The following is a 26734-nucleotide window of genomic DNA, read 5'->3' on the forward strand; positions in this document are numbered from 1 at the left end:
AAGGGAACAGTGACATGAGACGATTTCTGGCATCCACCGTGGCGGCCTCGGCGCTTGCGCTGATGCTCGGCATGGCAAGCGCGCGCGCCGACGACGCGATCGACCCTAACGCCAAGCAGGGCGGCGCCATCACCATCACCTACAAGGACGATGTCGCGACGCTCGATCCGGCGATCGGCTACGACTGGCAGAACTGGTCGATGATCAAGAGCTTGTTCGATGGCCTCATGGATTACGAGCCCGGCACCACCAAGTTGAAGCCCGACCTTGCCGAAAGCTACGAGATCTCGCCGGACGGCAAGACCTTCACCTTCAAGCTGCGCCACGGCGTGAAGTTCCACAATGGCCGGGAGATGACGGCCGACGACGTTAAATACTCGCTCGACCGCGTCACCAATCCGAAGACGCAGAGCCCGGGCGCCGGCTTCTTCGGCTCGATCAAAGGCTATGACGAGGTCGCCGCCGGCAAAGCGAACAGCCTCTCCGGCGTCACCGCGGTCGATCCCTATACGATCAAATTCGAGCTGACCCGCCCGGACGCCACCTTCCTGCATGTCATGGCGATCAATTTCTCGCATGTGGTGCCGAAGGAGGAGGTCGAGAAATACGGCGCCGACTTCGGCAAGCATCCGGTCGGCACCGGCGCCTTCAAGCTTGCCGAATGGACGCTCGGCCAGCGCATCGTCTTCGAGCGCAACCCCGACTACTGGCACAAGGGCCTGCCGCATCTCGACAAAATCACCTTCGAGATCGGCCAGGAGCCGATCGTGGCGCTGCTGCGCCTGCAGAAGGGCGAGATCGACGTGCCCGGCGACGGCATTCCGCCGGCCAAGTTCCAGGAGGTGATGAACGATCCGGAGCAGAAGGCCCGCGTCGTGGTGGGCGGGCAATTGCACACCGGCTACATCACCATGAACACCACCATGCCGCCCTTCGACAATGTGAAGGTGCGCCAGGCGGTGAACATGGCGATCAACAAGGACCGCATCGTTCAGATGATCAACAACCGCGCGGTGCCGGCCAATCAGCCGCTGCCGCCGTCGATGCCCGGTTACGACAAGGCATTCAAGGGCTATCCCTATGACGTCGCCAAGGCCAAGGCCCTGCTTGCCGAGGCCGGCCACCCCGATGGCTTCGAAACGCAGTTGTTCGCCATGAACACCGACCCCAATCCGCGTATCGCGCAGGCGATCCAGCAGGACCTGGCTGCCATCGGCATCAAGGCCAGCATCCAATCGCTCGCCCAGGCCAACGTGATTGCCGCCGGCGGCGACAAGTCCGGCGCGCCGATGATCTGGTCGGGCGGCATGGCCTGGATCGCCGATTTCCCGGATCCGTCCAACTTCTACGGACCGATCCTCGGCTGCGCCGGCGCGGTGCCGGGCGGCTGGAATTGGGCGTGGTACTGCAACAAGGATCTCGACGCCAAGGCGGCCGAAGCCGATTCGGTCGTCGATCCGGCAAAGTCCGCGGATCGCGAGAAGATGTGGAGCGCGATCTACGACAAGATCATGGAGGACGCACCCTGGGCGCCGGTCTTCAACGAGCAGCGCTTCACGCTGAAGTCGGCCCGCATGGGCGGCGCCGACAATCTCTATGTCGACCCGGTCCATATCCCTATCAACTACGACAATGTGTATGTGAAAGATGTGCAGTAACTGCGACTACACCATCCACGGGCGCCATCACCACTTCGGCTGGGACAATTCCTTTGCCCCGGCCGAGCGCGTGGCGCCTGGCTCGACGATCGAGTTCCAGTGCCTGGATTCCTCCGGCGGGCAGCTCAAGGCCGACAGCACCGTCGGCGATATCGCCAGCCTCGATTTCGGCATGATCAACCCGGTGACCGGGCCGATCTTCGTCGAGGGCGCCGAGCCCGGCGACGCGCTGAAGGTGACGATCGAAATGTTCAAGCCGTCCGGCTTCGGCTGGACGGCGAACATTCCGGGCTTCGGTCTGCTTGCCGACGACTTCAAGGAGCCGGCACTCAACATCTGGAAATATGACCCCGGCTCGCTCGAGCCGGCGCTGTTCGGCAGACAAGGCCGCGTGCCGCTGAAGCCGTTTGCCGGCACGATCGGCAACGCGCCGGGCGAGATGGGCCACCATTCGGTGGTGCCGCCGCGGCGCGTCGGCGGCAATCTCGACATAAGGGACCTTGCCGCCGGCACCATTCTCTATCTGCCGGTGGAAGTGGCAGGCGCGCTGTTTTCGGTCGGCGACACGCATGCCGCGCAGGGCGACGGCGAAGTGTGCGGCACTGCGATCGAGAGTCCCATGGACGTCGTGCTCAAGCTCGACCTGGTGAAGGACGCGCGGCTGAAGACGCCGCGCTTCACCACGCCGGGCCCGGTGACGCGGCATCTCGACGCCAAAGGTTATGAGGTGACGACCGGGATCGGGCCCGACCTGATGACCGGCGCCAAGCAGGCGGTCAGTCAGATGGTCGACCTGCTGGCCGGCCGATACAAGCTCGACCCGGTCGACGCCTATATGCTGGTCTCGGTCTCCGGCGATCTCAGGATCAGCGAGATCGTCGACATGCCGAACTGGGTGGTGTCGTTCTACTTCCCGCGCTGCGTGTTTGAATGAGAGGTCGGCGCCCCACCCCCGCCCCGCTGCTTCGCAGCGACCCTTCCAACAAGAGGGAGGGTAAAACGCCAGCGCCTTACCTCCCCCTCGTCGGGAGGTCGGACCAAAGGTCCGGGTGGGGACCGGCGCTCCGACTTGCTCGGGGAGAGCAATGACGCAAAGCGTTCGCGAAGTTCCATCAGCGCTGGCCGGCGAGGCGGTGCTGGAAATCGCCGGCCTCAGCGTCAGCGTGCGCGGCGAGGATGGCGAGCGCGAGGTGGTATCCGGCCTATCGCTGTCTCTCAAACGCGGCGAGACGCTGTGCATCGCCGGCGAGTCCGGCTCCGGCAAGTCGATGACCGCGCTGGCAATCATGCAATTGCTGCCGCAGCCGGCCGGCCGCATCGCCGCCGGCACGATCCGGCTTTGCGATAAGGATGGCAGTGCCGTCGAGCTGACGGTGCTCGACGAACGGCGCATGCGCGACATTCGTGGCGACCGCATCGCCATGATCTTCCAGGAGCCGATGACCTCGCTCAATCCGGTGCTGTCGATCGGCCGGCAGCTCACCGAGTCGATCGAGGCGCATACCGGTGTATCCCACACGGAGGCCAAGCTGCGCGCGGTCGCGGCGCTAAAGGCGGTGCGCATCTCCGAGGCCGAAAGCCGGCTGAAACAATTTCCGCACGAGCTGTCCGGCGGCATGCGCCAGCGGGTGATGATCGCGATGGCGCTGGCGCTCGAACCCGCAGTGCTGATCGCCGACGAGCCGACGACGGCGCTCGACGTGACGGTGCAGGGCGAGGTGCTGGAACTGCTGCGCGACCTGCAGCGCCAGCACGGCACCAGCGTGATCCTGATCACCCACGACATGGGCGTCGTGGCCGAAATGGCCGATCGGGTGATCGTCATGCGCAACGGCCGCATGGTCGAAGAGGGGACGACATCGGCTATTTTTGCCAGGCCGCAAGCCGCGTATACGCGCGAGCTCCTTGCCGCCGTTCCGCGCATCGGCTCCGGCGCGCGCCGCCGGGCTTCCGGCGAGTCCGACGTGGCGGCAATGCAAGACAAGGTGGCGGTCGTGAAAGACCTGCATGTCCGCTTCGACCTGCGCGGTGGCTTCTTCGGCCGCGTCAACCGAAGGGTGCATGCCGTCGAAGGCATTAGCTTCTCGATCGCGCCGAACGAGACGCTGGCGCTGGTCGGCGAATCCGGCTGCGGCAAGTCGACCACCGCCAAGGCGCTGGCCGGCCTCGTTCCTTATAGCGGCGGCGTGACGATCGGCGGACGCGAATTGTCCCGCCTCGGGCGCGACGAGCGCAAGGCGGTGCGACGAGACGTGCAGATGGTCTTCCAGGACCCTTATGCCTCGCTCGACCCGCGCATGCGCGTCGGCGAGCTGGTGGCGGAGCCGCTGCTGATCCATGGCATCGGCTCGAAGGAAGAACGGCGGGAGCGCGTGGCAGCGCTGTTCGAGCGGGTCGGTCTCTCGTCTGAGCAGATGGAGCTTTATCCGCATGAATTCTCGGGCGGCCAACGCCAACGCATCTGCATCGCGCGGGCGCTGGCGCTGAGGCCGAAGCTGATCATCGCCGACGAGAGCGTTTCGGCGCTCGACGTTTCGGTGCAAGCGCGCGTGCTCGATCTCTTGAAGGAGCTGCAGCGCGAATTCGGCGTCGCCTATCTGTTCATCTCGCACGACATGGCGGTGGTCGAAAACGTCTCGGATCGTGTCGCCGTCATGTATCTCGGCCAGATCGTCGAGATCGGCAGTCGCGACCAGGTGTTCTCCAATCCGCGCCATCCCTATACGCGGCGGCTGATCGAGGCCGTGCCTGTTCCCGATCCGTCATTGCGCCGGACACGCTTTGCCCGTCTCGACCGCGAAATTCCAAGCGCGACGCGGCGGATCGGCGAGAGCGTGCCGAAACTGTTGCTCAAGGATTTCGGCGGCGGACATTTCGCCGCCGTCGGAGATTGATCAGGATCACGGCCTGCCGCATTCAGCCTGGCATTCGATTGGCTTTCGGGAGCGGCGATCTGTCCGTTTCGGGATGTACGCGAATGATGGTAGAGCCTGAAGCCGCCACTCACCCATTCCGGATTCTCAATGTCGGTCCTCACACGCCGCAAACTCCTGCAGGGCGCCGCGGCGGCCGGCGCGGCCGGCATCGGCCTCTCGACCGCCGGCAAGTTTGCCGGTTGGGCGGCGGCGAAACCCGAACCGCTGATCTTGAAGACGGCAGGCATAGCAGCGCAGTTGATGGCCGGCGCGCCAACGAAGAATGTCCTGACCTATGGCGAGGCCGGCCCGCCGCCGGTCATCAGGATGAAGAAAGGCAAGCCATTCGCTGCGCGGCTCGTCAACGGCATCGACGACCCGACGACCATCCATTGGCATGGCATCCGCGTTCCCAACAAGATGGACGGCGTGCCGTTCATGATCCAGCCCTATGTGTATCAGGGCGATCATTTCGACTACGCCTTCGCGCCGCCAGACGCCGGCACCTTCTGGTATCATCCGCATTGCAACACGCTGGAACAGATGGGCCATGGGCTGACCGGCGTCATCGTGGTGGAAAACCCGAACGATCCTCCCTTCGATGCCGAAGTGGCGCTCAATCTGCGCGACTGGCGCCTCGGCGATGACGGCCAGTTCATCGCGCAGTTCCGGCCGCGCGATGCGGCGCGCAGCGGCACCTATGGCACGGTGCGCACGGCCAACTGGCTCGACCAGCCGCAATATGACGCGCCGGCCGGCGGGCTGGTGCGGCTGCGGGCCGCCATCACCGACGTCACGCGCATTTATGGCTTCCGCGTCGACGGCGCCGAGGCCACCGTCATCGCGCTCGACGGCAATCCGGTGCCGCAGCGCTTTGCGCCCGACGCCCTGCAGCTCGGGCCCGGACAACGGCTGGAGCTTGCCATCCGCATGCCCGACGACGAAGGCGCGATCGTCAGCCTGCGGGATGTCAGGGGCACGAAGCCAAAGGTTCTGGCGACACTGCGTGCGGTCGGCCAATCGCTCAAGCGCGATCTTCGCGATCTCGGCCCGCTCGAGCCCAATCCGGTGGCGGAGGTGGACGTCGCCGCCGCGAGGCGCATTCCGCTGGCGCTGAGCGCCACGGCCGAAAATGTCGCGGCCGACAGCATCTGTGGGTCGCTCGGCTATAGTTTCTGGGCGATCAACAAAGTGCCGTGGCCGGGCGACACGCCGGACCCGACCGCGCCGCTGGCCGAGCTGAAACTCGGCCAAAGCTACATCATCGACATGGAAAACCTGACGCCGCACGCGCACCCGATCCACCTGCACGGCATGAGCTTCAAGGTGCTGTCGTCCTCGACGCGCGCGGTCCAGCCGCTTATCTCCGACACCTATCTCATCCAGCCCGACGAGAAGGTGCAGCTGGGCTTCGTCGCCGACAACCCCGGCGACTGGCTGCTCCACTGCCACATCATCGAGCACCAGAAGACGGGCATGACGAGCTATTTGCGGGTGACGTGAACACGTAGAGCGATAGGCGCCCTCGCCTTTGACGGGAATTCGCGGACCTCGACGGGTTGACGCCGTTGCCCGCTTGCCTAGGTAGGCAAGAGGCGCTGGGGCGGCACGCAACTCCGACCGACGGCATGACAACTTTGCGCATTCAAAAACTTGCCCTTGTTGCGGCAGGCATCTCCATCCTGTCGTCCTGCGTCATCCCCGACGATACGTCGCGGGTCGCGAAAGAGGATGCCACCACGGCCGCCGCCCGCAGGGAAATGGTCGGCCTCAGCGAGGCCGATGTCCGCATGTGCGCCGGCTTTCCGACCGCGACCGCCGATGTGGGACCTTCCGGCCAGATCTGGACCTATCAGCGCAGCGTGCAGCGCGGCAATCTCAACATCGCGGTGCCGACCATGGCCCTGGGCGCTATCCCCGCAGTTGGAGGGTCCGTCAACGTCGCGCCCGGCGGCTATTGCAACACGCAGATTCGCATGCTCGGCGGCCGTGTCGCGGAAGTGACCTATGCCGGCGACAACAATTTGCCCAACAGCATCGATGCGCTCTGCGTCAGCACGGTGGACGCCTGCGTGGCCTATGCGCGACAGCGCAATCGCAAAGCGACGGCGGTCTCCAGGTGATCGGGCAATACCGGCCACGCGGAGCCTCCAGTTGGCACTTATCCTGGAGCTGCTTTAGCGTCCGCCGGGATGAATGGCGCCGGGCTCTTTTTCGGAGGCGCCGGGTGAAATTTGCCGGCCCATGTTTGTGCGGGTTTCGGGCGGCGAGGCATCCATCAGGTTCCTGACCTTGGCGTTGCTGTGCGCATGGATGATGGCTCGGCCGAGATGGAGCAGGATTCCCACCACTGACATTGGTACTTCTCCGTTGAGATGGCGGATATGTCGGCGGCGGGACGCCCAACCCAATGCGCCCCGTCTGTTTCGTGGGAATGACGCGGAAGATGGCTTCTCGTTGCCAATTCGTGACCTGGAAACAGAGCAGGCCGGCGTGCAGGACGCAGGATGCTAGTGGAAACATGATCTGACGCCCATATGTGCGGCGGGAACGAAAAGTGATCCTGGTCGCCGCAAATCGTCCTGAATCCGAAGGTCTTTCGGCCGCCCAATTCGAGACGATGGAGAGGTCGATGAAATTGTCCGTCCTTACCCTTGCCGGCACCATGCTGGCGCTGGCGCCCGCGGTTCAGGCGGCGCCGATGATCGGTATCCCGGCTGGAGACGGCCTCGTGCAGCAGGCGCATGTGACATGCGCGTACCTGACGGAAGACGGCTATTGCGTGAGCCCGCACAAGAAGCACAAGCATTGGAAGCGCGAGCGGCACTACCGGCCGATCTATCGCACCTACGAGCCGCAGCCGTCGGACGAGTATTACTGGCGCTACGAGCGCCAGCGGCCGATTGTCCGCGTCATCCCCAGCTATCCGCGGCAGGATGAAGATAATTGGGACGATTGGGATGACTGAGCGACTGGCGGGCCCAGAGCCCGCCCCTGCTTTCGGCTGGTGGAGCTGAGGGGGATCGAACCCCTGACCTCATCATTGCGAACGATGCGCTCTCCCAGCTGAGCTACAGCCCCGTTCCAGCGGATCGGCTTGTATCGGTCGCGGCGGTTTGATGTCAAGGCGAAACGGCTGCCCGGCATCGAGCGCCGAAACGGCCGGGCCTTGCCGGTTCCGCGCGCAATGGCTACATGTCGGCGACAATTTGGAGACCGGCATGATCGCCCTTATTCAAACCATCGTCATGGCGCTTGATATCTACTGGTGGATCATCATCGCCTCGGCGATCTTTTCCTGGCTCTATGCCTTCAACGTCGTCAACTCGCGCAACCAGTTTGTCGGCACCGTCGGCAATATGCTTTACCGTCTGACCGAGCCGGCGCTGCGGCCGATCCGCCGCTACATGCCCGATCTTGGCGGCATCGACATCTCGCCGATCATTCTTCTTTTGATCATCTTCTTCATCCGCCAGTTTTTGATCACCACCGTCTTCTCCTGGGTCGCTTAAGGCCGATCCATGGCCTCGCCGTTCCGTCCGCGCGACGACGGCATCGACCTTTTCGTGCGGCTGACGCCGAAGGCGGCGGTGGATCGGATCGAAGGCATTGAGACGGCCGCCGACGGGCGCAGCCATCTCAAGGCGCGTGTGCGCGCGGTGCCGGAGAACGGCGCCGCCAATACTGCGCTGGAGCGGATGATGGCGAAGGCGCTTGGCGTGCCGGGATCGGCGGTTTCGGTGGTGGCCGGAGGCACGTCCCGGCTTAAGACGCTGCGGATCTGGGGTGATGCGGTTGAGCTGGCGAAGAGCGTCGAGGCGCTTTCCGGGTAATCCAAACTTGAGAGGCGAGGCGGGCCAGCGCCCGCCTCTGTCCTGCCGGACATTTCCTCCGCTTGGGTTCCCACTCGGGGCGATCGGCAGTTCAGCGCCGGCGCTTCAATCTCCCAGCGGCAGCTTCGGATCGTCGACCTTCAGCGTGTTCACGCTCTGCTTGATGCGGCGCAGGTTCTCCAGCACCTTCGGCCCGCGCGATTCCGCCACCGTGGTGGCGATCATGTCGAGAATGGCAAGCAGTGCGTAGCGCGACGAGGTCGGCTTGTAGATATTGCCGTCCTCGAAAGACTGCAGCTGGATGACCGTGTCGGCGACCTTGGCCAAAGCCGAATCGGGCGCGGTGATGGCGACGGTGGCTGCCCCATATTGCTGCGCGACCTCGACCGCCTCGATGACCGAGCGGGCATAGCCCGAGACCGAGAAGGCGACCAGCGTCGTCTCCGGTGTCGCGACCGCCGCATACATGCGCTGTAACTGGCCGTCGACCTGGGCGAGCGCCGAGAGGCCCAGCCGGAACAGCCGATTTTGCATCTCCGTCGCCATCATCGAGGAGATGCCGCCGGAGCCGATGCACAGCACATTGCCGGAACCGGCGATGCGGGCGCCGACAGCCATCAGCGTCGTCATGTCGAGATTTTCGCTGGCGCGCTGGATGGCGGCGACCGCTGCCTCGGTAATGGCGGAAGCGATGCGCTGCTCCCGCGCGTCGCGGCTGAGCGGTTCCGGCGACAGGTACTGACCGCCGATGGCGATCGCCTGCGCCAAATAGAATTTGAAATCGCGCAGGCCCTCGCAGCCGAGATTGCGGCAGAAGCGGGTGACGGTCGGCTCGCTGACGCCGACACGCGCGGCAATCTCCGAAATCGCTGCCTTGGAGGCGAAATCGAGATCGGAAAGCACCAAGCCGGCCAGCCGGCGGTCCGATTTGGTGCCGTCCTGCGACATCAGTTGCAGGCGGGTGATGATGTCGGCCGGGGTCTTCATCCTTTCATCTCACAGCGGCAGGCCCGTCGCCTTGTCGAAGAGATGGATGTTGCGCGGGTCGACGCTCACTGGCAGCCGGTCACCCGGCTTCACCTGCAGCCGGTCGCGGAACACGGCGCGTACCGTGTCGTCGCCGATCGAGCCATAGACATGGGTCTCTGAGCCGGTCGGCTCGACCACGTCGACGTCGATGGCGATGGCATCGTCACGCGCGCCGATGATGAAATGCTCGGGGCGGATGCCCGCCTCGACCGTGTCGCCGCCGGACGCTGTCTTGCCGGCAAGCGCCAGCCGGCCGCCGCCTTTGGTCTCGAACCAGGACTTGGCGTCGGCGGTCTTCAGCGCGCCGGAAACAAAACTCATCGACGGCGAGCCGATGAAGCCGGCGACGAACTTGTTGGCCGGCCGGTCGTAGAGTTCGAGCGGCTGTCCGACCTGTTGGATGCGACCACGATCCATCACGACGATGCGGTCGGCCATGGTCATGGCCTCGATCTGGTCGTGGGTGACGTAGACGATGGTCGATTTCAGCCGCTGGTGCAGCGCCTTGATCTCGGTGCGCATCTGCACGCGCAACTGCGCGTCGAGATTGGAGAGCGGCTCATCGAACAGAAAGACGGAGGGCTCACGCACGATGGCGCGGCCCATGGCGACGCGCTGACGCTGGCCGCCGGACAACTGCCTGGGATAGCGGTCGAGATAGGAGAAGAGGTTGAGCACGCCGGACGCTCTCTTCACCTTGTCGTCGATCGCGGCACGCGTCTCGCCGCGGATCTTCGGGCCGAAGCCGATATTGTCGGCGGCCCTCAGATGCGGGAACAGGGCATAGGACTGGAAGACCATGGCGATGTTGCGCTTCTGCGGCGGCAGGTCGTTGGCACGGGTGCCGCCGATCACGAGATCACCGGAGGAGATCGTCTCCAGCCCGGCCAGCATGCGCAGGAGCGTGGACTTACCGCAGCCGGACGGACCAACCAGCACGACGAACTCGCCGCTTTTGATCTCGAGGTTGATGTCCTCGAGGATTTTATGCTGGCCGAAGGATTTCGACAGGTTGCGAAACTGGACATCGGTCATGGTCACGCTCCCAAAATGTCGTCGATGAAAGGCAGGTAGCCGGCTGTCAGTCCGGCGTCCACCGGCACCACGGCGCCCGTTATGCCGGATGCGCGGTCGGAGGCAAGGAAAGCCACGGCCTCGGCCACTTCCGACGCATTCACGATGCGGCCGAGCGGATAGAGCCGCTTCAGCCGGCCGAGGATCTCGGGATCCTTAGCCAGGCGATGATCCCAGGCGGCAGTGCGGATCGAGCCAGGGCAGACGACGTTGGCGCGCACGCCGCTGCGGCCAAGCTCGACGGCGATCGACTTGGCGTAGGCGTTGATGCCGGCCTTGGCGGCGGCATAGGCCGGATTGCCGAAATGCGCGATGGCGTTGACCGAGGAGATGAAGACGACGCTGCCCGAGCCGCGCGCGGCCATCGCCTTGACCAGCGGATCGGCGAAACTCATCACACCGGCGAGGTTGAGATCGAGCTCCTGTTCTATTCTCTCCGGCGTCAACGCTTTCAGCGTCTCGGCGCGCGTCCAGCCGGCATTGTTGACAAGGATATCCGGCACGCCGTCCTTGTCGAGCAGGCTTGAGATCGCCGCTTCGATCGAGGTGCGGTCGAGCAGGTTGAAAACGTGACACGAGGCGATGTGCGGGCTGGTCAGCGCCTCGGCCGACTGGTCGCAGCCGACGATGCGGCCGCCGCGCTCGGCCATCAGCGCCACGATCGCCGAGCCAAGACCGCCGCCGGCGCCGGTGACGACAATTGTCTTGCCCTCGAAATCGCCCTGCGACACCACGATCAGTGCTCCTCGCCACTTCCGACAGGGAGAGAACGCTACTCAACGAAATGTAATTAAGCAACATGATAAACTGCTTGCTTCCCCGAAAACCATCGATAATGTAGGAAAGTAACATAAATCCTGTGCCAACCGGCCAGGCGCGAATGCGCATTATGGGAGGAGATCAGATGAGCCTTGCGAAATGGACTGTCGGCCTGTTGGCCGGAATGAGCATGCTGGCGCTTGCCGCGCCGGCCGATGCGGGCGAGGTGCGCGTCACCGTCGCCGAATACAGCGCCAAGACTGGCCCCTATTTCGAAGAGGTGAAGAAGGAGTTCGAGGCGGCCAATCCCGGCATTACCATCAAATATGAAGTGGTGCCGTGGGACGTGCTCCTACAGAAGCTGACCACCGACATCACTGCCGGCACCAATGCCGATCTGTCGATCATCGGGACGCGCTGGCTGATCGACTTCGTGCAGCAAGACGTCGCCGAGCCGCTCGACAGCTACATCAAGCCCGAGTTCAAGGACCGCTTCATAGATACCTTCCTGCAGCCCTCGATCATGAACGGCCATACCTATGGCCTGCCGATCGCCGCCTCGGCGCGTGCCATGTATTACAACAAGGAGCTGTTCGAGAAGGCCGGCATAGCCAAGCCGCCGGCAACCTGGACCGAGTTGCAGGAGGACGCGCGCAAGATCAAGGCGGTCGGCGCCTTCGGCTACGGCCTGCAAGGCAAGGAGATCGAGACGGACGTCTATTACTACTACGCGATGTGGTCATTCGGCACCGAGATCCTCAACAAGGACGGCACGTCGGGTCTGAGCACGCCGGGCGCGCTTGAAGCGGCCAAGCTTTACAAGTCGATGATCGACGAGGGCCTGACCGAGCCTGGCGTGACCTCCAACAACCGCGAGGACGTGCAGAACCTGTTCAAGCAGGGCAAGGTCGGCATGATGATCACCGCGCCATTCCTCTCCAACCAGATCAAGGAAGAGGCACCGAGCCTGAAATACGGCGTCGCCGCCATTCCGGCCGGGCCGACCGGCGCGCGCGGCACCTATGGCGTCACCGATTCCATAATCATGTTCAAGAACTCCAAGAACAAGGACGAGGCCTGGAAGCTGCTCGACTTCCTGTTCACCAAGGAGCAGCGCGCCAAGTTCACGCAAGGCGAAGGCTTCCTGCCCGTGAACAAGGAAGAGGCGAAGATGGAGTATTACGTCAACAACGCCGACCTCGCCGCCTTCACCGCGCTGTTGCCCGACGCTCGCTTCGCGCCGGTCATCCCGGGCTGGGAAGAAATCGCCCAGATCACTTCCGACGCCATGCAGAAGATCTATCTCGGCAGCGCCGAGCCGGAGGCCGCTTTGAAGGAGGCGGCAGACAAGGCCAACGGCGTACTGAAGAAATAGGGCGTATCTCCCTGCGCCCGTGGCGCGCCCCACCCCGTCGGGGCGCGCCACATCTCTCCGGCTTGGCAATCCCAGGAGAACGGGCGCGGTTTTCTGTCGGATTGCGGAAGAACGACCGGGCAATCGGTTCAGACAAGGACAATCATCGATGTCGGCTCAAACGCCGGCGAGGAATGCAAATCCTGAAGCAATTGCCCAGGAAGAACGACAGCCAAGCCGGCAGGCCAGCGAAATTCCAATGCGGGGACCGTGCCTTGAGCACCAATGCCACTGCCATCTACCCGCAACGCGGTGCAAGCCAGCCGATGCAAAGCCGTGTCGTGCCCTATCTGCTGACGCTTCCCAGCCTTTTGCTGGCGGCGGTGGTGATCTTCTGGCCCGTCTGGGATCTCGTGCAGATCTCGACGCATGACGTGAATCGCTTTGGCCAGCTGCGCGACTTCAGCGGCCTGGCCAATTTCCGGGCGCTTGCTGCCGATCCCGATTTTGTCGCCGCCCTGTGGCGCACCGGCCTATGGACCGTGCTGGTGGTCGGCGGGGCGCTGCTCTTGTCGATCCCGGTGGCGATCATACTCAATACCGACTTCTACGGCCGTGGGCTGGCCCGCGTCATCATCATGCTGCCCTGGGCGGTGTCGCTCACCATGACGGCGGTGGTATGGCGCTGGGCGCTCAACGGCGAAAGCGGCATGCTGAACTCGGGGCTGATGAAGCTCGGCCTAATCAGCCAGAACATCCAGTGGCTGGCGAGCGCCGAGACCGCCTTCCCGATGCAGGTGCTGATCGGCATACTGGTGACGGTGCCGTTCACCACCACGATCTTCCTCGGCGGCCTGTCGTCGATCCCCGACGATCTCTACGAAGCCGCGGCGCTGGAGGGCGCGACCCCCTTACAGCAGTTCCGCGAGATCACCTTTCCGCTCCTAAAACCGTTCATCAACATCGCGATCGTGCTCAACACGATCTACGTCTTCAACTCCTTCCCGATCATCTGGGTGATGACTCAAGGGGGACCGGCGAACTCCACCGACATATTGGTCACCCATCTCTACAAGCTCGCCTTCCGCATCGGCAAGCTGGGCGAGGCTTCGGCGGTGTCGCTGGTGATGTTCGTCATCCTGCTCATCTTCACCATGATCTATGTGCGGCTCGCCATGCGGGAGCAACGCGCATGAGAAAGGGCAAGCTGAAACGCTCGATCATCGCCTGGCTGCTGCTTGCGCCATTGATCGTGGTGACGATCTTCCCCTTCGCGGTGATGTTCCTCACCGCGGTCAAGCCGCGGACCGAAGTGCTGACGCCAACATGGTGGCCGAGCGAATTCCGCTGGTCGAATTTTGCCGATATGTGGGTGGCGACCGGTTTCGGCCAGGCGCTTCTCAATTCGCTCTATGTCTCGGCGCTGGCGACGATCGGCGCCATCCTGATCTCGGTGCCGGCGGCATATGCCATGTCGCGCTTCCGCTTTGCCGGTTATGGCGCCTTCCGCCAGTTCCTGCTGATCTCGCAGATGATCTCGCCGATCGTGCTGGTGCTTGGCCTGTTCAGGCTGATGGCCGCCTGGGGGCTGGTCGAGAGCACGACGGCACTCGGCTTCATCTACATGGCCTTCAACGTCGCCTTCACCGTCTGGATGCTGCAGAGCTATTTCGACACCATTCCGCGCGACCTCGAGGAGGCCGCCTGGATGGAAGGCGCCGGCCGCTGGCTGACGCTGCGCAAAGTGTTCCTGCCGCTTTGCCTGCCGGCAATCGCTGTGACGGCGATCTTCACCTTCATCAACGCCTGGAACGAGTTCGTCGTGGCGCTCACCATGCTGCGCAGCCAGGAAAGCTACACGCTGCCGATCCAGGTTTTCTCGCTGGTCGCCGGCCGCTACACGATCGAATGGCACCACGTCATGGCGGCCACGCTGCTGGCGACGCTGCCGGTGGCGATCCTCTTCATCTGGCTGCAGCGCTACCTGGTGCGCGGGCTGGCATTAGGAGCGGTGAAATAGCAATCCCGGCAATTCCAGGAAAACTGTGGAGCGGTTTTCCGTCCGGAATTGCCAAAAACAAATAGTCCACGGAGTTTTGATGCGCATCTTCACCGCCTCCCTGGCGACGGAAACCAACACTTTCTCGCCGGTGCCGACCGACCGGGCCTCGTTCGAGATGGCCTTCTATGCCGAACCGGGAAAACATCCGGAGACGCCGACGCTGTGCTCCTCGCCGATCGTGGCGCTGCGCCGGCGCGCGACGAGCGAAGGCCTGACCGTCATCGAAGGCACCGCCACCTGGGCGGAGCCCGGTGGGCTGGTGCAGCGGCAGACTTTTGAGGCGCTGCGCGACGAGATCCTCGACCAGCTCAATGCCGCCCTGCCGGTCGATGCGGTGATCCTCGGCCTGCACGGCGCGATGGTGGCGCAGGGTTATGACGACTGCGAGGGCGACCTGCTGGAGCGTGTGCGCGCTATCGTCGGGCCGAAGGTGGTGATCGCCTCGGAATTCGATCCGCACAGCCATCTGACGCCCAAGCGCGTCGCGGCCTCCGACATCATGGCCTATTTCCTCGAATTCCCGCACACCGATTTCTACGAGCGCGGCGAGCATGTGGTCGAGCTCGGCCTTGCCGCGGCGCGGGGCGAAATCAAGCCGGTGATCTCGACCTTCGACTGCCGCATGATCCAGGTGCTGCCGACCAGCCGCGAGCCGATGCGCTCCTTCGTCGACAAGATCAAAGCGCTGCACGGCAAGGACGGCGTGCTGTCGGTCTCGGTCATCCACGGTTTCATGGCCGCCGACGTGCCGGAAATGGGCACGCGAATCCTGGTCATCACCGACAACGACAAGGAAAAGGGCGAGAAGTTTGCCGAGACGCTGGGACGCGAGCTCTATGCGCTGCGCGAAAAGACGGCGATGACGATGCTCTCCGCCTCCGCCGGCATCGAGCGGGCGCTTGCCGTGCGTGCGGCACAGAAGGACAAGCCGGTCGTGATCGCCGATATCTGGGACAATCCGGGCGGCGGCGTGCCGGGCGACGGCACCATCGTGCTCTCCGAATTGTTAGCGCGCGGGATCGACAGGGTCGGCGTCGCCACGATCTGGGATCCGATCGCGGTGACCTTCTGCCAGGCCGCCGGCGAGGGCGCCGTCATCGACCTGCGCTTCGGCGGCAAGGCCGGGCCGCAGGCGGGCGAGCCGATCGACGCACGCGTCACGGTGCTCAAGGCCGTCAGCGAGGGCTGGCAAAGCTTCGGGCCGAGCCGGGTGACGCTCGGGCCGGCTGCGGTGGTTCGCATCGAGGGCACCGAGGTCGACGTCATCCTCAACACCAACCGCACCCAGACCTTCGAGCCGGACATCTTCTCCAATATCGGCGTCGATCCGATGTCGAAGGACATCCTGCTGATCAAGTCGACCAACCATTTCTACGCCGGCTTCGCGCCGATCGCCGCCGAGGTCATCTATGTCGCGGCGCCGAGTTCTTATCCCAGCAATCCGGCGGTGACGGATTACAGGAAGCTGAGGAGACCGATATGGCCGAGGGTGAAGGATCCGTGGAAGGATGAGGCTCCTCCTTCTCCCCCTGTGGGAGAAGGTGTCGCCGCAGGCGACGGATGAGGGGTGCTCCAAGGAATGCTGACGTCTCACTCCGCTGGAACACCCCTTGTATCTGCGCGGAGGAGACTTTGTGCGAGAAGAGCGACTGAGCCTCGAACCGGACGGCCATCCGATTCGAGGCTTGGCGAAGTCGCCCGACACCCCTGCGGTCACAACCGTGGATGAGCCAGGGATCTTCGCCTCCGTCACGTACGACCGAATAGTCGCTTGGCTCCAATCGCACGCACAAGGCAGGTTACCGTGGACAAGACCATCTGTGGAGTGGACGTTTCGAAAGAATGGCTCGATGCCCATGTCGAGCCGAACGGGGCGGCAGGCCGCTTCCGTAACGATGCGGCAGGCATCACCGATCTGGTCGCTTGGTGTCAGGGCCATGGCGTCGAGCTTGCCGTCATGGAGGCCAGCGGCGGCTACGAGCGGCTGGCCTTGCTGCTGCTGTGGGATCTGAGCCTGCCTTGCGCTCTCGTCAATGCGCGCAGCGTGCGCCGTTTTGCAGAGGCGATGGGCTTCCTGGAAAAGACCGATGGGATCGATGCCGCCATGATCGCCGGCTACGCGCAGGCCAAGCGCGTACAGCCGACTCTGCCGCCGAGCCCGGCCCAGCAGCGGCTCAAGGCCTTGGTGGCACGGCTCGGTCAGGTCACCGGCGATCTCACCATCCAGAAGCAGCGCAAGAGTGCTGCCGCCGACACCGAAACCATCGCCAGCCTCGATGAGGTCATCGCGTTGCTCGTGCGCCAGAGCCGCAGGCTCGAGGGCGAGATCGCCTCGCTGATCGACGACGATCCGTTGTGGGCATGCCTTGACCGCGCCTTTCGCTCGCTCAAAGGGATCGCCTCGCGCAGCGTTGCTCGCCTGATGGCCGAATTGCCCGAGATCGGCATCCTGTCCAACAAGGCCATCGCCAAGCTGGCCGGCTTGGCGCCGATCGCCAATGACAGCGGTAAGCGCAGCGGCCGAAGACCGGTGCGTGGCGGTCGCGCCGGGCCCCCCGGGGCGTGCTCTTCCTCGTTGCCCGCATCGTTGCCAAATACGATCCGCACCTGGCCGCCTTCCAGCACCGGTTGCAGGACGCTGGAAAGGAAAAGATGGTCATCCGCATCGCTCTCGCCAGAAAGCTGCTCGTCATTCTCAATGCAAAAGCACGCGACGCGCGAACCGAGTTCGCAAATGCAACTTGACACCTCAGATAGTCGCTCATCCGTCTCGGCGCTCCGCGCCGATCCACCTTCTCTCACATGGGGAGAAGGGAGGGGCGCGCTACACCAACCCTCTTTTCACCATCATCGCCTCGGGCGAAGGCATCTTGCCGCGGAAGGCCGTGTAAAGCTCTTCCGGATCCTTCGCTCCGCCGGCGGCGTAGATGTTCTTCCTCAGCCGCTCGGCCAGTTCCGGGTTGAAAGGATCGCCTGTTTCCTCGAAGGCGGAAAAGGCGTCGGCGTCCAGCACCTCCGACCACATGTAGGAATAGTAGCCGGCTGAATAACCTTCGCCGGCGAAGATATGACCGAAATGCGGGGTGCGATGACGCATGGCGATGGTGTTGGGCATATGCAGCTTTTCCAGCGTTTCAGCCTCGAACGGAAGCGGCTCGGCCGGCGCGTCCGGCCTTGCGTGATAAGCCATGTCGATCAGCGCCGAGGCGGTGAACTCGACCGTGGCGAAGCCGGCGCCGAAGGTGCGTGCGGCGAGCATCTTGTCGAGCAGGTCCTTCGGCATCGGCTTGCCGGTCTTGACGTGCAGCGCATGCTTTTCCAGCACCGCCGGCACCGTCAGCCAATGCTCATAGAGCTGCGAGGGCAGTTCGACGAAGTCGCGGCTGACCGAGGTGCCGGAGACCGACGGCCAAGTGACGTCGGTCAGCATGCCGTGCAGCGCATGGCCGAATTCGTGAAACAGCGTCTTTGCTTCGTCGACGGAGAGAAGGGCCTGCTCGCCGGCCGGCGGCTTGGCGAAGTTCATGATGTTGTAGATGACGGGCTTCGCGCCTTTCCCAAGCTTGTAGCCGGATTTCAGCGCGCTCATCCAGGCGCCGGAGCGTTTCGAGGGCCGCGCGAAGTAATCCGCCAGAAACAGGCCGCGCTCGCTGCCGTCCGCGTTCTTGACCACGAAGACGCGCGCGTCGGGATGCCAGGCGGCAATGCCCTTCTTCTCCTCGAAGCTGACGCCGAACAGCTTGGTCGCGACATCGAAGCAGGCGTCGATGATGCGCTCAAGCTGCAGGTAGGGCTTCAGCTCGGCTTCGTCGAAAGCGAATTTCTCCGTGCGCAGCTTCTCCTGGTAGAAGCGCCAGTCCCATGCCGCGAATTTGTCGTTGCTGCCGGCTTCGGTGGCCAGCCGCTCCAACTCCTTCTGATCGGCGGCCGCTTTTTCCAGCGCCTTTTCCCAGACCGGATCGAGCAGGTTGTGCACCGCCTTCGGCGTCTTCGCCATCGTGTCGTCGAGCTTAAGCGCCGCGAAAGACTCATAGCCGAGCAGCTTCGCCTTCTCGGCGCGCAGCTTCAGCATGTCGCGCACCACATCGGTATTGTCGCTGGCGCCGCCATTCTGGCCGCGCATGATGAAGGCGCGGAAGGCGATCTCGCGCAGGTCGCGGCGCTCCGAGAAGGTCGAGAACGGCTCGTAGATCGAGCGCGACAGCGTCACCGCATAGCGACCTTTCTGGCCACGCATCTCGGCCGCCTCGGCCATCGAGCTCTTCAAGAAATCCGGCAGGCCGACGAGATCAGCCTCGTCGAGGAACAGCGCCCAGTCGCGTTCGTCGGCCAGCACATTCTGGCCGAATTTGGTGCCGAGCGAGGAGAGTTCCTCGTTGATTGCCGCCAGCCGCTTCTTGCCTTCCGCATCGAGCTTCGCACCGGAGCGGACGAAGCCTTTCCAGGTCTTTTCCAGCACACGCAACGTCTCGGGATCGAGGCTCAGCCTGTCGCGGCGCTGGTAGAGGTCGTCGATGCGGGCAAACAGCTTCTCGTTCATCGAGATCGCGGAGAAGTGCCGCGACATCCTGGGCGAAATCTCGCGCTCCAGCTGCTGGATGGTGTCGTTGGTGTGGGCGCCGGCACGACACCAGAAGATCGACGAGACATGGTCGAGCGGCTCGCCGGCGAGCTCAAGTGCAGCCAGCGTGTTTTCGATCGTTGCCGCCTCGCTGTTGCCGGCGATCGCGTCGATCTCAGCCTGGTGCGCTGCCAGCGCCGCGTCGAAGACCGGCCCGAAATCATTGTCGCCGATGCGGGTGAAATCGGGCAGGCCGAGCGGGCCTTGCCAAAGCGTCAGCGGATGGGCGGCGAGGTCGACGGTCTTTGACATGGGCAAATCCATAGGCGCTTTTGGTGGGGCTGAATGCAGGCGGGTTATCCCGATGTAGGGCGGTGCTCGGCACCGCGCAACAACAGGATCAGTAGGCGCTGCAGTCCTGCGCGACCGCCGTCTGAGTGCTGGCGGTGATCCGGCCGCCGACGACGGTGAAGGTCTCGCGCATCAGCGTGTCGTTCTCGGGGAAATCGTAGCAGGCGAGCACCGTGGTCTCGCCCTTTTCGCTCTTCTCGATGCGATGGCGGGCGGCGCCGGCAACCGCGCCTTGCCATTCGTCGATCGACGCGAGGAATTCCTGCTTGTCCTGGACGACGCCGACATCGTCGAGCTTCACGTGCACCTCTTCAGAAAGCAATTCGGACAGTTCGGTGCGGTCGGCGACCAGGAGTGCCGAATACCAACGATCGATGACGGCGCTGTCATCGGCGCTGGCGCTGATCGTCGCGGACAGCAGCAGCGCTGCCGCAAGGAGAAACCTACACCAGATCCGCTCCATCAGCCCTCCATCAAAGCTCCGGCCGCTCGAAATCGCCGGTCTCCTTGTTCATCACCCAGAGCTCGCCGGTCGAGATGTCGAACCAGGCGCCGTGCAGGGTAAGCTTGCCCTTGCCCTCGAGGATCGAAACGCAGGGGAATGTCCTGAGATTGGCGATCGAATAGCGGATCGAGATGCGCTCCAGCGCCGTCTGCCGCTCGGTCGCCGTCATGAAGGTGCTGGACGAGACGGTCTCGGCAGCCGGCGCGATCAGGCTCATCCATTTGCCGATGAAATCGCCGGGCGACAGCGGCGCAAAATTGGTATCGAGCGCGGCGCGGATGCCGCCGCAGCGGCCATGGCCCATCACCACGATGTTCTTAACCCTCAGGCTCTGCACGGCGAACTCGAGCGCGGCAGAGGTCGAGTGGAACTCGCCGTCCGGCTCATAGGGCGGCACGAGATTGCCGACATTGCGCAGCACGAAGAGCTCGCCCGGCCCGGCATCGAAGATCGCTTCGGGGGCCGAGCGGGAATCGCAGCAGGCTACGATCATGGTCTCGGGCGCCTGGCCCTCGCGCGCCAGCGAGCGGTAGCGGTCGCTTTCGGCGGGATAGCGGCCGCTCATGAAGTTGCGATAGCCGGTCAGCAGATGTTCGGGGAGATGGGGCATGGGCGCCTTTCCGGGTTTGGGGCGGCAGCTCGTTGCGATCGAAAAAGCCTCTAGCGGCAAAAGCCGGTCGCGGGCAATGCCGAATTGCGGATGGCGGCGTCGCAAACGGATGCCGGCCGCCCCGTTCGGTCATGCCCAGATGGCGACCTGAATGCCGAAGCGGTCGGTCAGCGGCGGATCGGGCGAGGGCCGCGCCTCGCCGCTGGCGATGCGGCCGGCGATCAGCATCATGGCGGCCGCGTCGAGGAAGTCGTCGCTGGCGGCACCCTTCGGCGGCGCCTGGTTGAGGAAGGTCTTGTCATAGCCTTGCCGGCAAAGCAGCGCCTTGCGCTCCTCCATGCCGGCCGGGTTGATAGTGCCCTTGATCTTCTTGGGCAGGATCATCGCGGTGCCGCCGTTCAGCCGACAGAAGGCGACTTCCGGGTGCGATTCGAAGATGCGGCCGCGTAAATCCGGTCGCGCGATCAACAGCTGGTCGATCTCGCGAATCTTCGAAAAAATACCGAAGGCCTGGATGGAAACGCCGCGCGGCGGATCGGAAGTCGTCATAGCCACCTCGCTTGCCCGCCGGTGCGCGGCATACCAGGCTTCCTCCGTGGTGAAGTTGCCGGTATCGGCGTAAAGCGCAGCGCGCGATGGTATGGCAAAGACGCTCGACTGCCGTGCTCCGAGCAGCGGCCGCACCAGCGCCTCCGGCCCGCGACCGCCGCGGTTGGAAAAATCAGGCAGGCCGATCGGCATGTCGACGGCGATCGTGGCGTCGGGCAGGGCGTGTAGCAGAGCCTCGAAAGTCGCGAAGACCGATGCCGATGGCGGCGCGCCAGGCTGGCGATGGACGGCGATCCAGCCGGCCTTGCAGCCGTCGACGCCGGCCAGCACGCCGCCGCCTGGCCTCACGCCCGCTTGTCCCGCCCCGGGTGGAGGAGATGGCGAAGCTGCACCATGGCCATCGGATGCGACAGGCTCTGCGCGTCGGTCTCGAGCTGCAGCTCGTCGCCGCCGCGTTTCGCCGTGCGCGCCAGGATCTCATAGACGGCGGCGGTGGTCGACTGCAGCGCCTTCGCCGCCGGCTGGCCGGAAAGGATGCGGGCGAGATAGACGGCGGCCGTCAGGTCGCCCAACCCGTTCGGCGGCTTCTCGATCAGGCGGTGCTCGGCAAGCAGCGCCTGGCGGCCGTCGAGGAGGAAGTTACCGGTGCCGCCCGCCATCATCGAGGGTGCCGAGGTGACCAGCATGGTGGCGGGACCGGCGTGCAGGGCGGCCGCCGTCACCGATTTGATGTCGGGTAGCGGCGCTCCGGCCATCCATTCGAGCTCGTAGCGGTTGGGCGTGGCGATGTCGGCGATCGGCATCAGCCTGTCGCGCAGCGCGACGGCCGTCGGCTCCGGCACATAGAGCCCGCCTGAATCGCCCATCACCGGGTCGCATACATAAAGGGCATCCGGCGTCCTCGCCTTGACGGCCGCAACCAGCGAAGCGACGGCCTCCGCCTGGCCGGCCTCACCGAGATAGCCCGAGAGCACCGCGCTCACCTCGCCCAGCCACGGCGCGCGCTCGAGGTCGGCCATCAGCGCCTTGAACTGATCGAGCGGCGGCACGATGCGGGTGGCGCGGCTGTGGCCTGGGTGCCAGGGCAGGATCACGGTCGGCACCGCCCAGACCGGGAAACCCAGCGTCTCCAGCGCGAAGACCGCGGCGCGGTTGCCGACCGAGCCGCGGGCGACATGGCTGGAGATGACGATGACCGCGCGCGGCGCGTCGGTTTTTTCAGCATTCATGAAATTCGGTTCCTAGCCACCCTGCGTGGCGGCATACACCAGCCAGACCAGCAGCCCAATGGCGATGATGAGGCCGAGCGTTCGGCCAATGCGGGTGCCCCAAACTTCGATCGGATCGGAGCGGTCGGCATCGGCCGCGGTCACGTGGTCGCGTGCGTCCTTCGCGGTGCGGGCGACGAAGGAAGCGCCGCCCGGCGTCGTTTCGCGCGCCACGCGCTCGAGGATGCGGCGCGATTCGTTCTCGTCGTCCCGGCGCTCGGCCATGGCAAATGTCCTTTCCAGCCCGGAGCTTAGCCTGTTCGATCGCGTATTCACAGGGGGCGAGCGGCCGGACCAAGGCTGCGTCATCACCGGGTCATTTTCTTGCGCACGGATTGTGGTAATGCTTCGCATCACAACTTCTGTCGAGGGGACCAATCATGTTCGCCGAGCGCCTTCTTCTACCCTCCGCTTTCCGCAATTTGCCGGCCTTGCTGATGATGGCCTTCGTGCTGCCGCTGCTTGCCGGCTGCGGCTACAACACCATCCCGACGGCGGAGGAGAATGCCAGGGCGGCCTGGAGCGAGGTGCTCAACCAGTATCAGCGCCGCGCCGACCTGATCCCCAACCTGGTCGAGACGGTGAAGGGCTACGCCTCGCACGAGAAGGACACGCTCGACGCGGTCGTCCAGGCGCGCGCCAAGGCGACGCAGGTCACGGTGACGCCGGAGACGCTGAAAGATCCGGAGGCTCTCAAAAGATTCCAGGATGCCCAGGCCGGGCTGACGGGCGCGCTGTCGCGGTTGATCGCGGTCTCGGAAAACTATCCCGACCTCAAGGCCAACCAGAATTTCCTCGCGCTGCAGGCGCAGCTCGAAGGCACCGAGAACCGCATCGCGGTGGCGCGTCGCGACTACATCCAGGCGGTCAGGGAGTACAATCTGACACTGAGGACCTTCCCGTCGGTGCTGTGGGCGACATTCTGGTTCCGCGGCAATGAGCCGTTTGCGAACTTCACCGTAGAGGAAGACAAGATGCAGGTGCCGAAGGTGGATTTCGGCACGAGCACCAAGCAGGGCGGGTGAGCGGCGCGACTCAAATTTATTCGAGCTTGCAGCCTTGCGTTCCTTCGCGCCCCCCTCTGTCCTGCCGGACATCTCCCCCTCTTGGGGGGAGATCGGCAGTTTCGCTGACCGTGCATCTCCTGCAACGCAGGCGGTTGGCGAAGGCGGCGGTGACATCCAATCTCCCTCCTTGCGGGGGAGATGGCCGGCGGGCCAGAGGGGGGTGGGACGGAGTGCCTTCATTGGCCTTTTGCTGAGCATCTTCTGCCTCCTCCTCCCCATCGCCGCCCTTGCCGCCGACCTGCCCCCGCTTAGCGGCCGTGTCGTCGACAATGCCGGCATTATCGATGCCGGCACGCGCGCGGCGCTGACCCAGAAACTCGCCGATTTCGAGAAGAAAGGCTCCGATCAGATCGTCGTCGCGACCATCCCCACCCTCGGCGGCGAGGAGATCGAGCCCTACGCCAACCGGCTGTTCCGCTTCTGGAAGCTCGGCCAGGCCAAAGAGAACAATGGTGTTCTTCTCCTGGTTGCGCCGAACGATCGCAAGATGCGCATCGAGGTCGGCTACGGGCTGGAAGGCACGCTGACCGACCTGCACACCAAGCTGATCATCGAAAACGACATGGTGCCGGCCTTCCGCGCCGGAGACTTCTCCGGCGGCATCAGCAAGGCCGTCGACGACATGATCATGGTGCTGGAGGGCAATCCGGAGGAGCTGGAGGCGCGCGGCAAGCGCAACGAGCAGGCGCCGTTCAACTCCGACGACCTGTTCTTCGCCATCTTCATCACCCTCTGGGCGCTGATCTTCTTCGGCAGCATCGCCCTGACGGTGCTGCCGCCGATCTTCGGCCAGAAGATCGGGCCCGGCCGCTACCGCTGGCTCGGCATGACCTTCGAGCCCAGCCGGCGATCCTCCGGCGGATGGTCGTCCGGTGGCGGAGGCTGGTCGTCGGGCGGTGGAGGTTGGTCCTCCGGTGGCGGCGGTGGCGGGTTTTCCGGCGGCGGCGGTTCGTCGGGCGGCGGCGGCTCCTCTGGAAGCTGGTGAGAAACCATGGCAACGCGACCGATCAGCCCCGAGGACCATGACCGCATCGCCGAGACCATCCGTGCCGCGGAAGCAAGGACCGACGGCGAGATATACTGCGTCGTGGCGGGGTCCAGCGACGGCTATTTCTTCCCGGCCGCGTTCGCGGCGGCGCTCGCCACGATTGTCGTCAGCCTCGCAGTGGCCTACGGGCTGGAAGCCTTGTGGCTGACCATCCGTTTGCCGCATTTCGTGCTTGCTCAGCTTCTGGCGTTTGGCTGCATGCTTGCGCTCCTCTGGGCGCTGCCCGGCTTGCGAATTCACCTCGTGCCGAAACGGCTGCGCTACCAGGCGGCGCATGCCAATGCGATGAAGCAATTTCTCGCCCGCAACGTCCACCGCACCCAGGCGAGGACGGGCGTGCTGATCTTCGTCTCCATCGCCGAGCGCTATGCCGAGGTGGTGGCCGACAGCGGCATCGACGCTAAGGTCAGCCAGCATGTCTGGGATGGCGTGGTGCGGGACCTGACAACGCACGCGGGCGACGACCGACTCGCCGACGGTTTCGCCAAGGCGATCGAATCGGTCGGCGCGGTGCTGGCCGAGCATTTCCCGGTTACCGCCGACGACACCAATGAATTGGATGACCATCTCGTCGAGATCTGACGGAACTGGCTGAAAATCTGCTCTGCCGGGGCCGGGTGAGGGCTGGTTTTCGGCGCCTCCGATGCCGCCAAGCTCGCTTGTGAGAAAGCGCGGGCGCGACAGCGCGGACTCTTTGCAGTCGGGCCAAGCGGGTTTATGATTAACAAATCATGAACACGCTGACGATCGACATCCGGAAAGCCGACCCTCGCGATGCAATGGCTATCGCGGACGTGCACCAGGAGGCATGGCGCGGCGCCTATTCCGGCATCATCCCGCATCGCACGCTGACGGCCATGATCAATCGCCGCGGCCCCGATTGGTGGGCGAACGCAATTCGCAAGGCGGCTACCGTGCTGGTGGTCGAGATCGGGGGCACGATCGCCGGCTATGCCACGATCGGCAGGAACCGCGCCCGCGAGCTCAGGCAGCAGGGCGAGATCTACGAGCTGTACCTGCGTCCGGAATATCAGGGCATTGGCCTCGGCAGCAGGCTGTTCAAGGCGGCGCGGACGCGCCTTGCCGACCATGGGCTCAGAGGCCTGGTGGTGTGGGCGTTGGAAGACAATTACAACGCGCTGGCCTTTTATGCCGGCAATGGCGGCCGCGACGTCGCCGAAGGCGTCGAGGTCTTCGAGCAGAAGGCGCTGAAGAAGGTTGCCTTCGTCTGGGAATGATGGCCGCCACTTAAAACGCGTTGCGGTGACGTGCTTCAAGTCTTCGTTTGATGCATATCGTTTGCCCAAAACCGCTGCGCAGCCTTGGGCGACATGCATTGGGTTACAATCCATCACAAACTGTGCGCTTCCATTAGCGTCCAGTGCTATTCGCCGCATTGCACCATGAAGCGCCGCCCGCTATCGATCTCACAAATCGAGAGAGGGATTTGAGCATGCGTATCGAAGCCGTACCAACGGGGAAGAATCCGCCCGAGGACATCAACGTCATCATCGAGGTGCCGATCGGCGGCGAGCCGATCAAGTACGAGATGGACAAGGAGGCCGGCACGCTGTTCGTCGACCGCTTCCTGCACACCTCGATGCGCTATCCCGGCAATTACGGCTTCGTGCCGCACACTCTGTCCGGCGACGGCGACCCGATCGACGTGCTCGTCTGCAACACGCGCGCGCTGGTGCCGGGCTGCGTCATCAATGTGCGGCCGATCGGCGTCTTGATCATGGAAGACAATGCCGGCCAGGACGAGAAGGTGATCGCGGTTCCCTCGCCGAAGCTGACGCTGCGCTACGAGAATGTCACCGAATACACGCACCTGCCGGAAATCACCCGCCAGCAGGTGCAGCACTTCTTCGAGCACTACAAGGATCTCGAGCCCGGCAAATGGGTCAAGATCGAGGGCTGGCACGATTCCAACTATGCCAAGAAGATGATCGTCGAGGCGATCGAACGGGCGAAGGCGGTCAATTAAGTAAGCGGCAGCCAACGGCTGGGCGATGGGGCTTGGGCGAAGCCCTCAACGTCGTCATCCCAGGGCGAAGCAGGAGCGCAGCTCCGTCGCGGAGACCCTGGGAT

Annotated in this window: 27 protein-coding genes, 1 tRNA gene and 1 pseudogene; 18 read left to right on the forward strand and 11 right to left on the reverse strand. The window is 64.2% G+C overall.

All coding sequences use genetic code 11. The features are described 5' to 3' along the window. Positions 1-14 precede the first annotated feature (14 nt). The 5 genes from P9217_RS12425 (at position 15) to P9217_RS12445 (ending at position 6696) form a co-directional block, all read left to right on the forward strand. Positions 15-1658, forward strand: coding sequence for an ABC transporter substrate-binding protein (locus tag P9217_RS12425; protein WP_067323083.1), 1644 nt, complete (start codon positions 15-17; stop codon positions 1656-1658). Next, positions 1648-2592 carry an acetamidase/formamidase family protein gene (locus P9217_RS12430; protein WP_278085905.1) on the forward strand — a complete coding sequence of 315 codons (945 nt, stop codon included), beginning with the start codon at positions 1648-1650 and terminating at the stop codon, positions 2590-2592. Before P9217_RS12425 ends, P9217_RS12430 begins: the two co-directional genes overlap by 11 nt. Positions 2593-2743: 151 nt before the next feature. Beyond that, positions 2744-4552, forward strand: a complete 1809-nt coding sequence (locus P9217_RS12435; protein WP_278085904.1) for an ABC transporter ATP-binding protein — start codon at positions 2744-2746, stop codon at positions 4550-4552. Between the two features lie 129 nt (positions 4553-4681). After that, entirely contained in the window at positions 4682-6076 is a 1395-nt protein-coding gene (locus P9217_RS12440) for a multicopper oxidase family protein (protein ID WP_278085903.1), read from the forward strand. A gap of 125 nt (positions 6077-6201) precedes the next feature. Beyond that, a complete protein-coding gene (locus tag P9217_RS12445) occupies positions 6202-6696 on the forward strand; it encodes a hypothetical protein (RefSeq protein ID WP_127239489.1) in 495 nt (164 codons plus the stop codon). Between the two features lie 54 nt (positions 6697-6750). On the opposite strand, the gene P9217_RS12450 is transcribed toward P9217_RS12445, so the two are convergent. Then, the gene (locus P9217_RS12450) at positions 6751-6930 is read right to left on the reverse strand and encodes a hypothetical protein (RefSeq protein ID WP_278085902.1); all 180 of its coding nucleotides are present in this window, start codon (positions 6928-6930) and stop codon (positions 6751-6753) included. 275 nt (positions 6931-7205) lie between these two features. On the opposite strand from P9217_RS12450, the gene P9217_RS12455 reads away from it, so the two are divergent. Next, positions 7206-7541, forward strand: coding sequence for a hypothetical protein (locus P9217_RS12455; protein ID WP_127334911.1), 336 nt, complete (start codon positions 7206-7208; stop codon positions 7539-7541). Positions 7542-7578: 37 nt separating this feature from the next. On the opposite strand, the gene P9217_RS12460 is transcribed toward P9217_RS12455, so the two are convergent. Next, a tRNA-Ala gene (locus P9217_RS12460) sits at positions 7579-7654 on the reverse strand. Between the two features lie 140 nt (positions 7655-7794). Between P9217_RS12460 and P9217_RS12465 the strand changes: the two genes are divergently transcribed. Both P9217_RS12465 and P9217_RS12470 read left to right on the forward strand, forming a co-directional pair. Continuing rightward, a complete protein-coding gene (locus tag P9217_RS12465; protein WP_067002157.1) occupies positions 7795-8085 on the forward strand; it encodes a YggT family protein in 291 nt (96 codons plus the stop codon). 9 nt (positions 8086-8094) lie between these two features. After that, positions 8095-8406: a DUF167 family protein gene (locus P9217_RS12470; RefSeq protein WP_278085901.1), complete on the forward strand. Its 312-nt coding sequence runs from the start codon at positions 8095-8097 to the stop codon at positions 8404-8406. A gap of 105 nt (positions 8407-8511) precedes the next feature. On the opposite strand, the gene P9217_RS12475 is transcribed toward P9217_RS12470, so the two are convergent. The 3 genes from P9217_RS12475 to P9217_RS12485 are packed head-to-tail and all read right to left on the reverse strand — an operon-like array spanning position 8512 to position 11243. Next, the gene (locus P9217_RS12475; protein WP_067001412.1) at positions 8512-9393 is read right to left on the reverse strand and encodes a MurR/RpiR family transcriptional regulator; all 882 of its coding nucleotides are present in this window, start codon (positions 9391-9393) and stop codon (positions 8512-8514) included. A 9-nt stretch (positions 9394-9402) separates the two neighbouring features. Further along, positions 9403-10470, reverse strand: coding sequence for an ABC transporter ATP-binding protein (locus tag P9217_RS12480; RefSeq protein WP_278085900.1), 1068 nt, complete (start codon positions 10468-10470; stop codon positions 9403-9405). 2 nt (positions 10471-10472) lie between these two features. Continuing rightward, complete coding sequence (locus tag P9217_RS12485; RefSeq protein WP_095799691.1) at positions 10473-11243, reverse strand: SDR family oxidoreductase; 771 nt, start codon at positions 11241-11243, stop codon at positions 10473-10475. Positions 11244-11413: 170 nt separating this feature from the next. Here P9217_RS12485 and P9217_RS12490 point away from each other — a divergent pair, with 170 nt between their 5' ends. The 5 genes and pseudogenes from P9217_RS12490 (at position 11414) to P9217_RS12510 (ending at position 17429) form a co-directional block, all read left to right on the forward strand. Then, a complete protein-coding gene (locus P9217_RS12490) occupies positions 11414-12643 on the forward strand; it encodes a sugar ABC transporter substrate-binding protein (RefSeq protein ID WP_095827478.1) in 1230 nt (409 codons plus the stop codon). A gap of 305 nt (positions 12644-12948) precedes the next feature. After that, the gene (locus P9217_RS12495; RefSeq protein WP_127215915.1) at positions 12949-13818 is read left to right on the forward strand and encodes a sugar ABC transporter permease; all 870 of its coding nucleotides are present in this window, start codon (positions 12949-12951) and stop codon (positions 13816-13818) included. After that, complete coding sequence (locus P9217_RS12500) at positions 13815-14642, forward strand: carbohydrate ABC transporter permease (protein ID WP_278085899.1); 828 nt, start codon at positions 13815-13817, stop codon at positions 14640-14642. The genes P9217_RS12495 and P9217_RS12500 overlap by 4 nt, the downstream gene beginning before the upstream one ends. A 79-nt stretch (positions 14643-14721) precedes the next feature. Continuing rightward, a complete protein-coding gene (locus tag P9217_RS12505) occupies positions 14722-16248 on the forward strand; it encodes a M81 family metallopeptidase (protein WP_278085898.1) in 1527 nt (508 codons plus the stop codon). A 240-nt stretch (positions 16249-16488) separates the two neighbouring features. Continuing rightward, positions 16489-17429: pseudogene (locus P9217_RS12510) on the forward strand (IS110 family transposase). Between the two features lie 79 nt (positions 17430-17508). On the opposite strand, the gene P9217_RS12515 reads toward P9217_RS12510, so the two are convergent. From P9217_RS12515 to P9217_RS12540, 6 genes are all read right to left on the reverse strand, one after another. Continuing rightward, positions 17509-19563: a M3 family metallopeptidase gene (locus P9217_RS12515; protein WP_278086919.1), complete on the reverse strand. Its 2055-nt coding sequence runs from the start codon at positions 19561-19563 to the stop codon at positions 17509-17511. Positions 19564-19645: 82 nt separating this feature from the next. Then, positions 19646-20059 carry a nuclear transport factor 2 family protein gene (locus tag P9217_RS12520; protein WP_278085897.1) on the reverse strand — a complete coding sequence of 138 codons (414 nt, stop codon included), beginning with the start codon at positions 20057-20059 and terminating at the stop codon, positions 19646-19648. 10 nt (positions 20060-20069) lie between these two features. Next, the gene (locus P9217_RS12525) at positions 20070-20711 is read right to left on the reverse strand and encodes a carbonic anhydrase (protein ID WP_278085896.1); all 642 of its coding nucleotides are present in this window, start codon (positions 20709-20711) and stop codon (positions 20070-20072) included. A 129-nt stretch (positions 20712-20840) separates the two neighbouring features. Continuing rightward, positions 20841-21608: a DUF429 domain-containing protein gene (locus tag P9217_RS12530; RefSeq protein ID WP_278085895.1), complete on the reverse strand. Its 768-nt coding sequence runs from the start codon at positions 21606-21608 to the stop codon at positions 20841-20843. Further along, complete coding sequence (gene pdxY / locus P9217_RS12535) at positions 21605-22489, reverse strand: pyridoxal kinase PdxY (protein ID WP_278085894.1); 885 nt, start codon at positions 22487-22489, stop codon at positions 21605-21607. The genes P9217_RS12530 and pdxY overlap by 4 nt, the downstream gene beginning before the upstream one ends. Positions 22490-22501: 12 nt before the next feature. Beyond that, positions 22502-22753 (reverse strand): hypothetical protein, encoded by a 252-nt coding sequence (locus P9217_RS12540; protein ID WP_067001435.1) that lies wholly within the window; start codon positions 22751-22753, stop codon positions 22502-22504. A 155-nt stretch (positions 22754-22908) separates the two neighbouring features. Between P9217_RS12540 and P9217_RS12545 the strand changes: the two genes are divergently transcribed. The 5 genes from P9217_RS12545 to ppa all read left to right on the forward strand — a co-directional run bounded on the left by P9217_RS12545 (position 22909) and on the right by ppa (position 26630). After that, entirely contained in the window at positions 22909-23553 is a 645-nt protein-coding gene (locus P9217_RS12545; protein WP_278085893.1) for a LemA family protein, read from the forward strand. Between the two features lie 202 nt (positions 23554-23755). After that, positions 23756-24580 carry a YgcG family protein gene (locus P9217_RS12550; RefSeq protein ID WP_127215293.1) on the forward strand — a complete coding sequence of 275 codons (825 nt, stop codon included), beginning with the start codon at positions 23756-23758 and terminating at the stop codon, positions 24578-24580. A 6-nt stretch (positions 24581-24586) separates the two neighbouring features. After that, positions 24587-25225: a TPM domain-containing protein gene (locus tag P9217_RS12555; RefSeq protein WP_127239478.1), complete on the forward strand. Its 639-nt coding sequence runs from the start codon at positions 24587-24589 to the stop codon at positions 25223-25225. Between the two features lie 149 nt (positions 25226-25374). Then, positions 25375-25881, forward strand: coding sequence for a GNAT family N-acetyltransferase (locus P9217_RS12560; protein ID WP_067324917.1), 507 nt, complete (start codon positions 25375-25377; stop codon positions 25879-25881). Positions 25882-26096: 215 nt separating this feature from the next. Then, positions 26097-26630, forward strand: coding sequence for an inorganic diphosphatase (ppa, locus tag P9217_RS12565; RefSeq protein WP_278085892.1), 534 nt, complete (start codon positions 26097-26099; stop codon positions 26628-26630). Positions 26631-26734: the final 104 nt, after the last annotated feature.

The sequence above is a fragment of the Mesorhizobium sp. WSM4989 genome (assembly GCF_029625795.1).
Classification (GTDB): Bacteria; Pseudomonadota; Alphaproteobacteria; order Rhizobiales; family Rhizobiaceae; genus Mesorhizobium.

What these genes read in the sequence shown, in the direction of transcription:
- P9217_RS12435 (WP_278085904.1), top strand. Translation starts at nt 2,744, where the DNA reads ATGACGCAAAGCGTTCGCGAAGTTCCATCAGCGCTGGCCGGCGAGGCG.
- P9217_RS12540 (WP_067001435.1), bottom strand. Translation starts at nt 22,753, where the DNA reads ATGGCCGAGCGCCGGGACGACGAGAACGAATCGCGCCGCATCCTCGAG.
- P9217_RS12490 (WP_095827478.1), top strand. Translation starts at nt 11,414, where the DNA reads ATGAGCCTTGCGAAATGGACTGTCGGCCTGTTGGCCGGAATGAGCATG.
- P9217_RS12505 (WP_278085898.1), top strand. Translation starts at nt 14,722, where the DNA reads ATGCGCATCTTCACCGCCTCCCTGGCGACGGAAACCAACACTTTCTCG.
- P9217_RS12555 (WP_127239478.1), top strand. Translation starts at nt 24,587, where the DNA reads ATGGCAACGCGACCGATCAGCCCCGAGGACCATGACCGCATCGCCGAG.
- P9217_RS12520 (WP_278085897.1), bottom strand. Translation starts at nt 20,059, where the DNA reads ATGGAGCGGATCTGGTGTAGGTTTCTCCTTGCGGCAGCGCTGCTGCTG.
- P9217_RS12465 (WP_067002157.1), top strand. Translation starts at nt 7,795, where the DNA reads ATGATCGCCCTTATTCAAACCATCGTCATGGCGCTTGATATCTACTGG.
- P9217_RS12430 (WP_278085905.1), top strand. Translation starts at nt 1,648, where the DNA reads ATGTGCAGTAACTGCGACTACACCATCCACGGGCGCCATCACCACTTC.
- P9217_RS12480 (WP_278085900.1), bottom strand. Translation starts at nt 10,470, where the DNA reads ATGACCGATGTCCAGTTTCGCAACCTGTCGAAATCCTTCGGCCAGCAT.
- P9217_RS12445 (WP_127239489.1), top strand. Translation starts at nt 6,202, where the DNA reads ATGACAACTTTGCGCATTCAAAAACTTGCCCTTGTTGCGGCAGGCATC.
- P9217_RS12440 (WP_278085903.1), top strand. Translation starts at nt 4,682, where the DNA reads ATGTCGGTCCTCACACGCCGCAAACTCCTGCAGGGCGCCGCGGCGGCC.
- P9217_RS12545 (WP_278085893.1), top strand. Translation starts at nt 22,909, where the DNA reads ATGTTCGCCGAGCGCCTTCTTCTACCCTCCGCTTTCCGCAATTTGCCG.
- P9217_RS12470 (WP_278085901.1), top strand. Translation starts at nt 8,095, where the DNA reads ATGGCCTCGCCGTTCCGTCCGCGCGACGACGGCATCGACCTTTTCGTG.
- P9217_RS12450 (WP_278085902.1), bottom strand. Translation starts at nt 6,930, where the DNA reads ATGTCAGTGGTGGGAATCCTGCTCCATCTCGGCCGAGCCATCATCCAT.
- P9217_RS12475 (WP_067001412.1), bottom strand. Translation starts at nt 9,393, where the DNA reads ATGAAGACCCCGGCCGACATCATCACCCGCCTGCAACTGATGTCGCAG.
- P9217_RS12425 (WP_067323083.1), top strand. Translation starts at nt 15, where the DNA reads ATGAGACGATTTCTGGCATCCACCGTGGCGGCCTCGGCGCTTGCGCTG.
- P9217_RS12495 (WP_127215915.1), top strand. Translation starts at nt 12,949, where the DNA reads ATGCAAAGCCGTGTCGTGCCCTATCTGCTGACGCTTCCCAGCCTTTTG.
- P9217_RS12525 (WP_278085896.1), bottom strand. Translation starts at nt 20,711, where the DNA reads ATGCCCCATCTCCCCGAACATCTGCTGACCGGCTATCGCAACTTCATG.
- P9217_RS12500 (WP_278085899.1), top strand. Translation starts at nt 13,815, where the DNA reads ATGAGAAAGGGCAAGCTGAAACGCTCGATCATCGCCTGGCTGCTGCTT.
- ppa (WP_278085892.1), top strand. Translation starts at nt 26,097, where the DNA reads ATGCGTATCGAAGCCGTACCAACGGGGAAGAATCCGCCCGAGGACATC.
- P9217_RS12560 (WP_067324917.1), top strand. Translation starts at nt 25,375, where the DNA reads ATGAACACGCTGACGATCGACATCCGGAAAGCCGACCCTCGCGATGCA.
- pdxY (WP_278085894.1), bottom strand. Translation starts at nt 22,489, where the DNA reads ATGAATGCTGAAAAAACCGACGCGCCGCGCGCGGTCATCGTCATCTCC.
- P9217_RS12455 (WP_127334911.1), top strand. Translation starts at nt 7,206, where the DNA reads ATGAAATTGTCCGTCCTTACCCTTGCCGGCACCATGCTGGCGCTGGCG.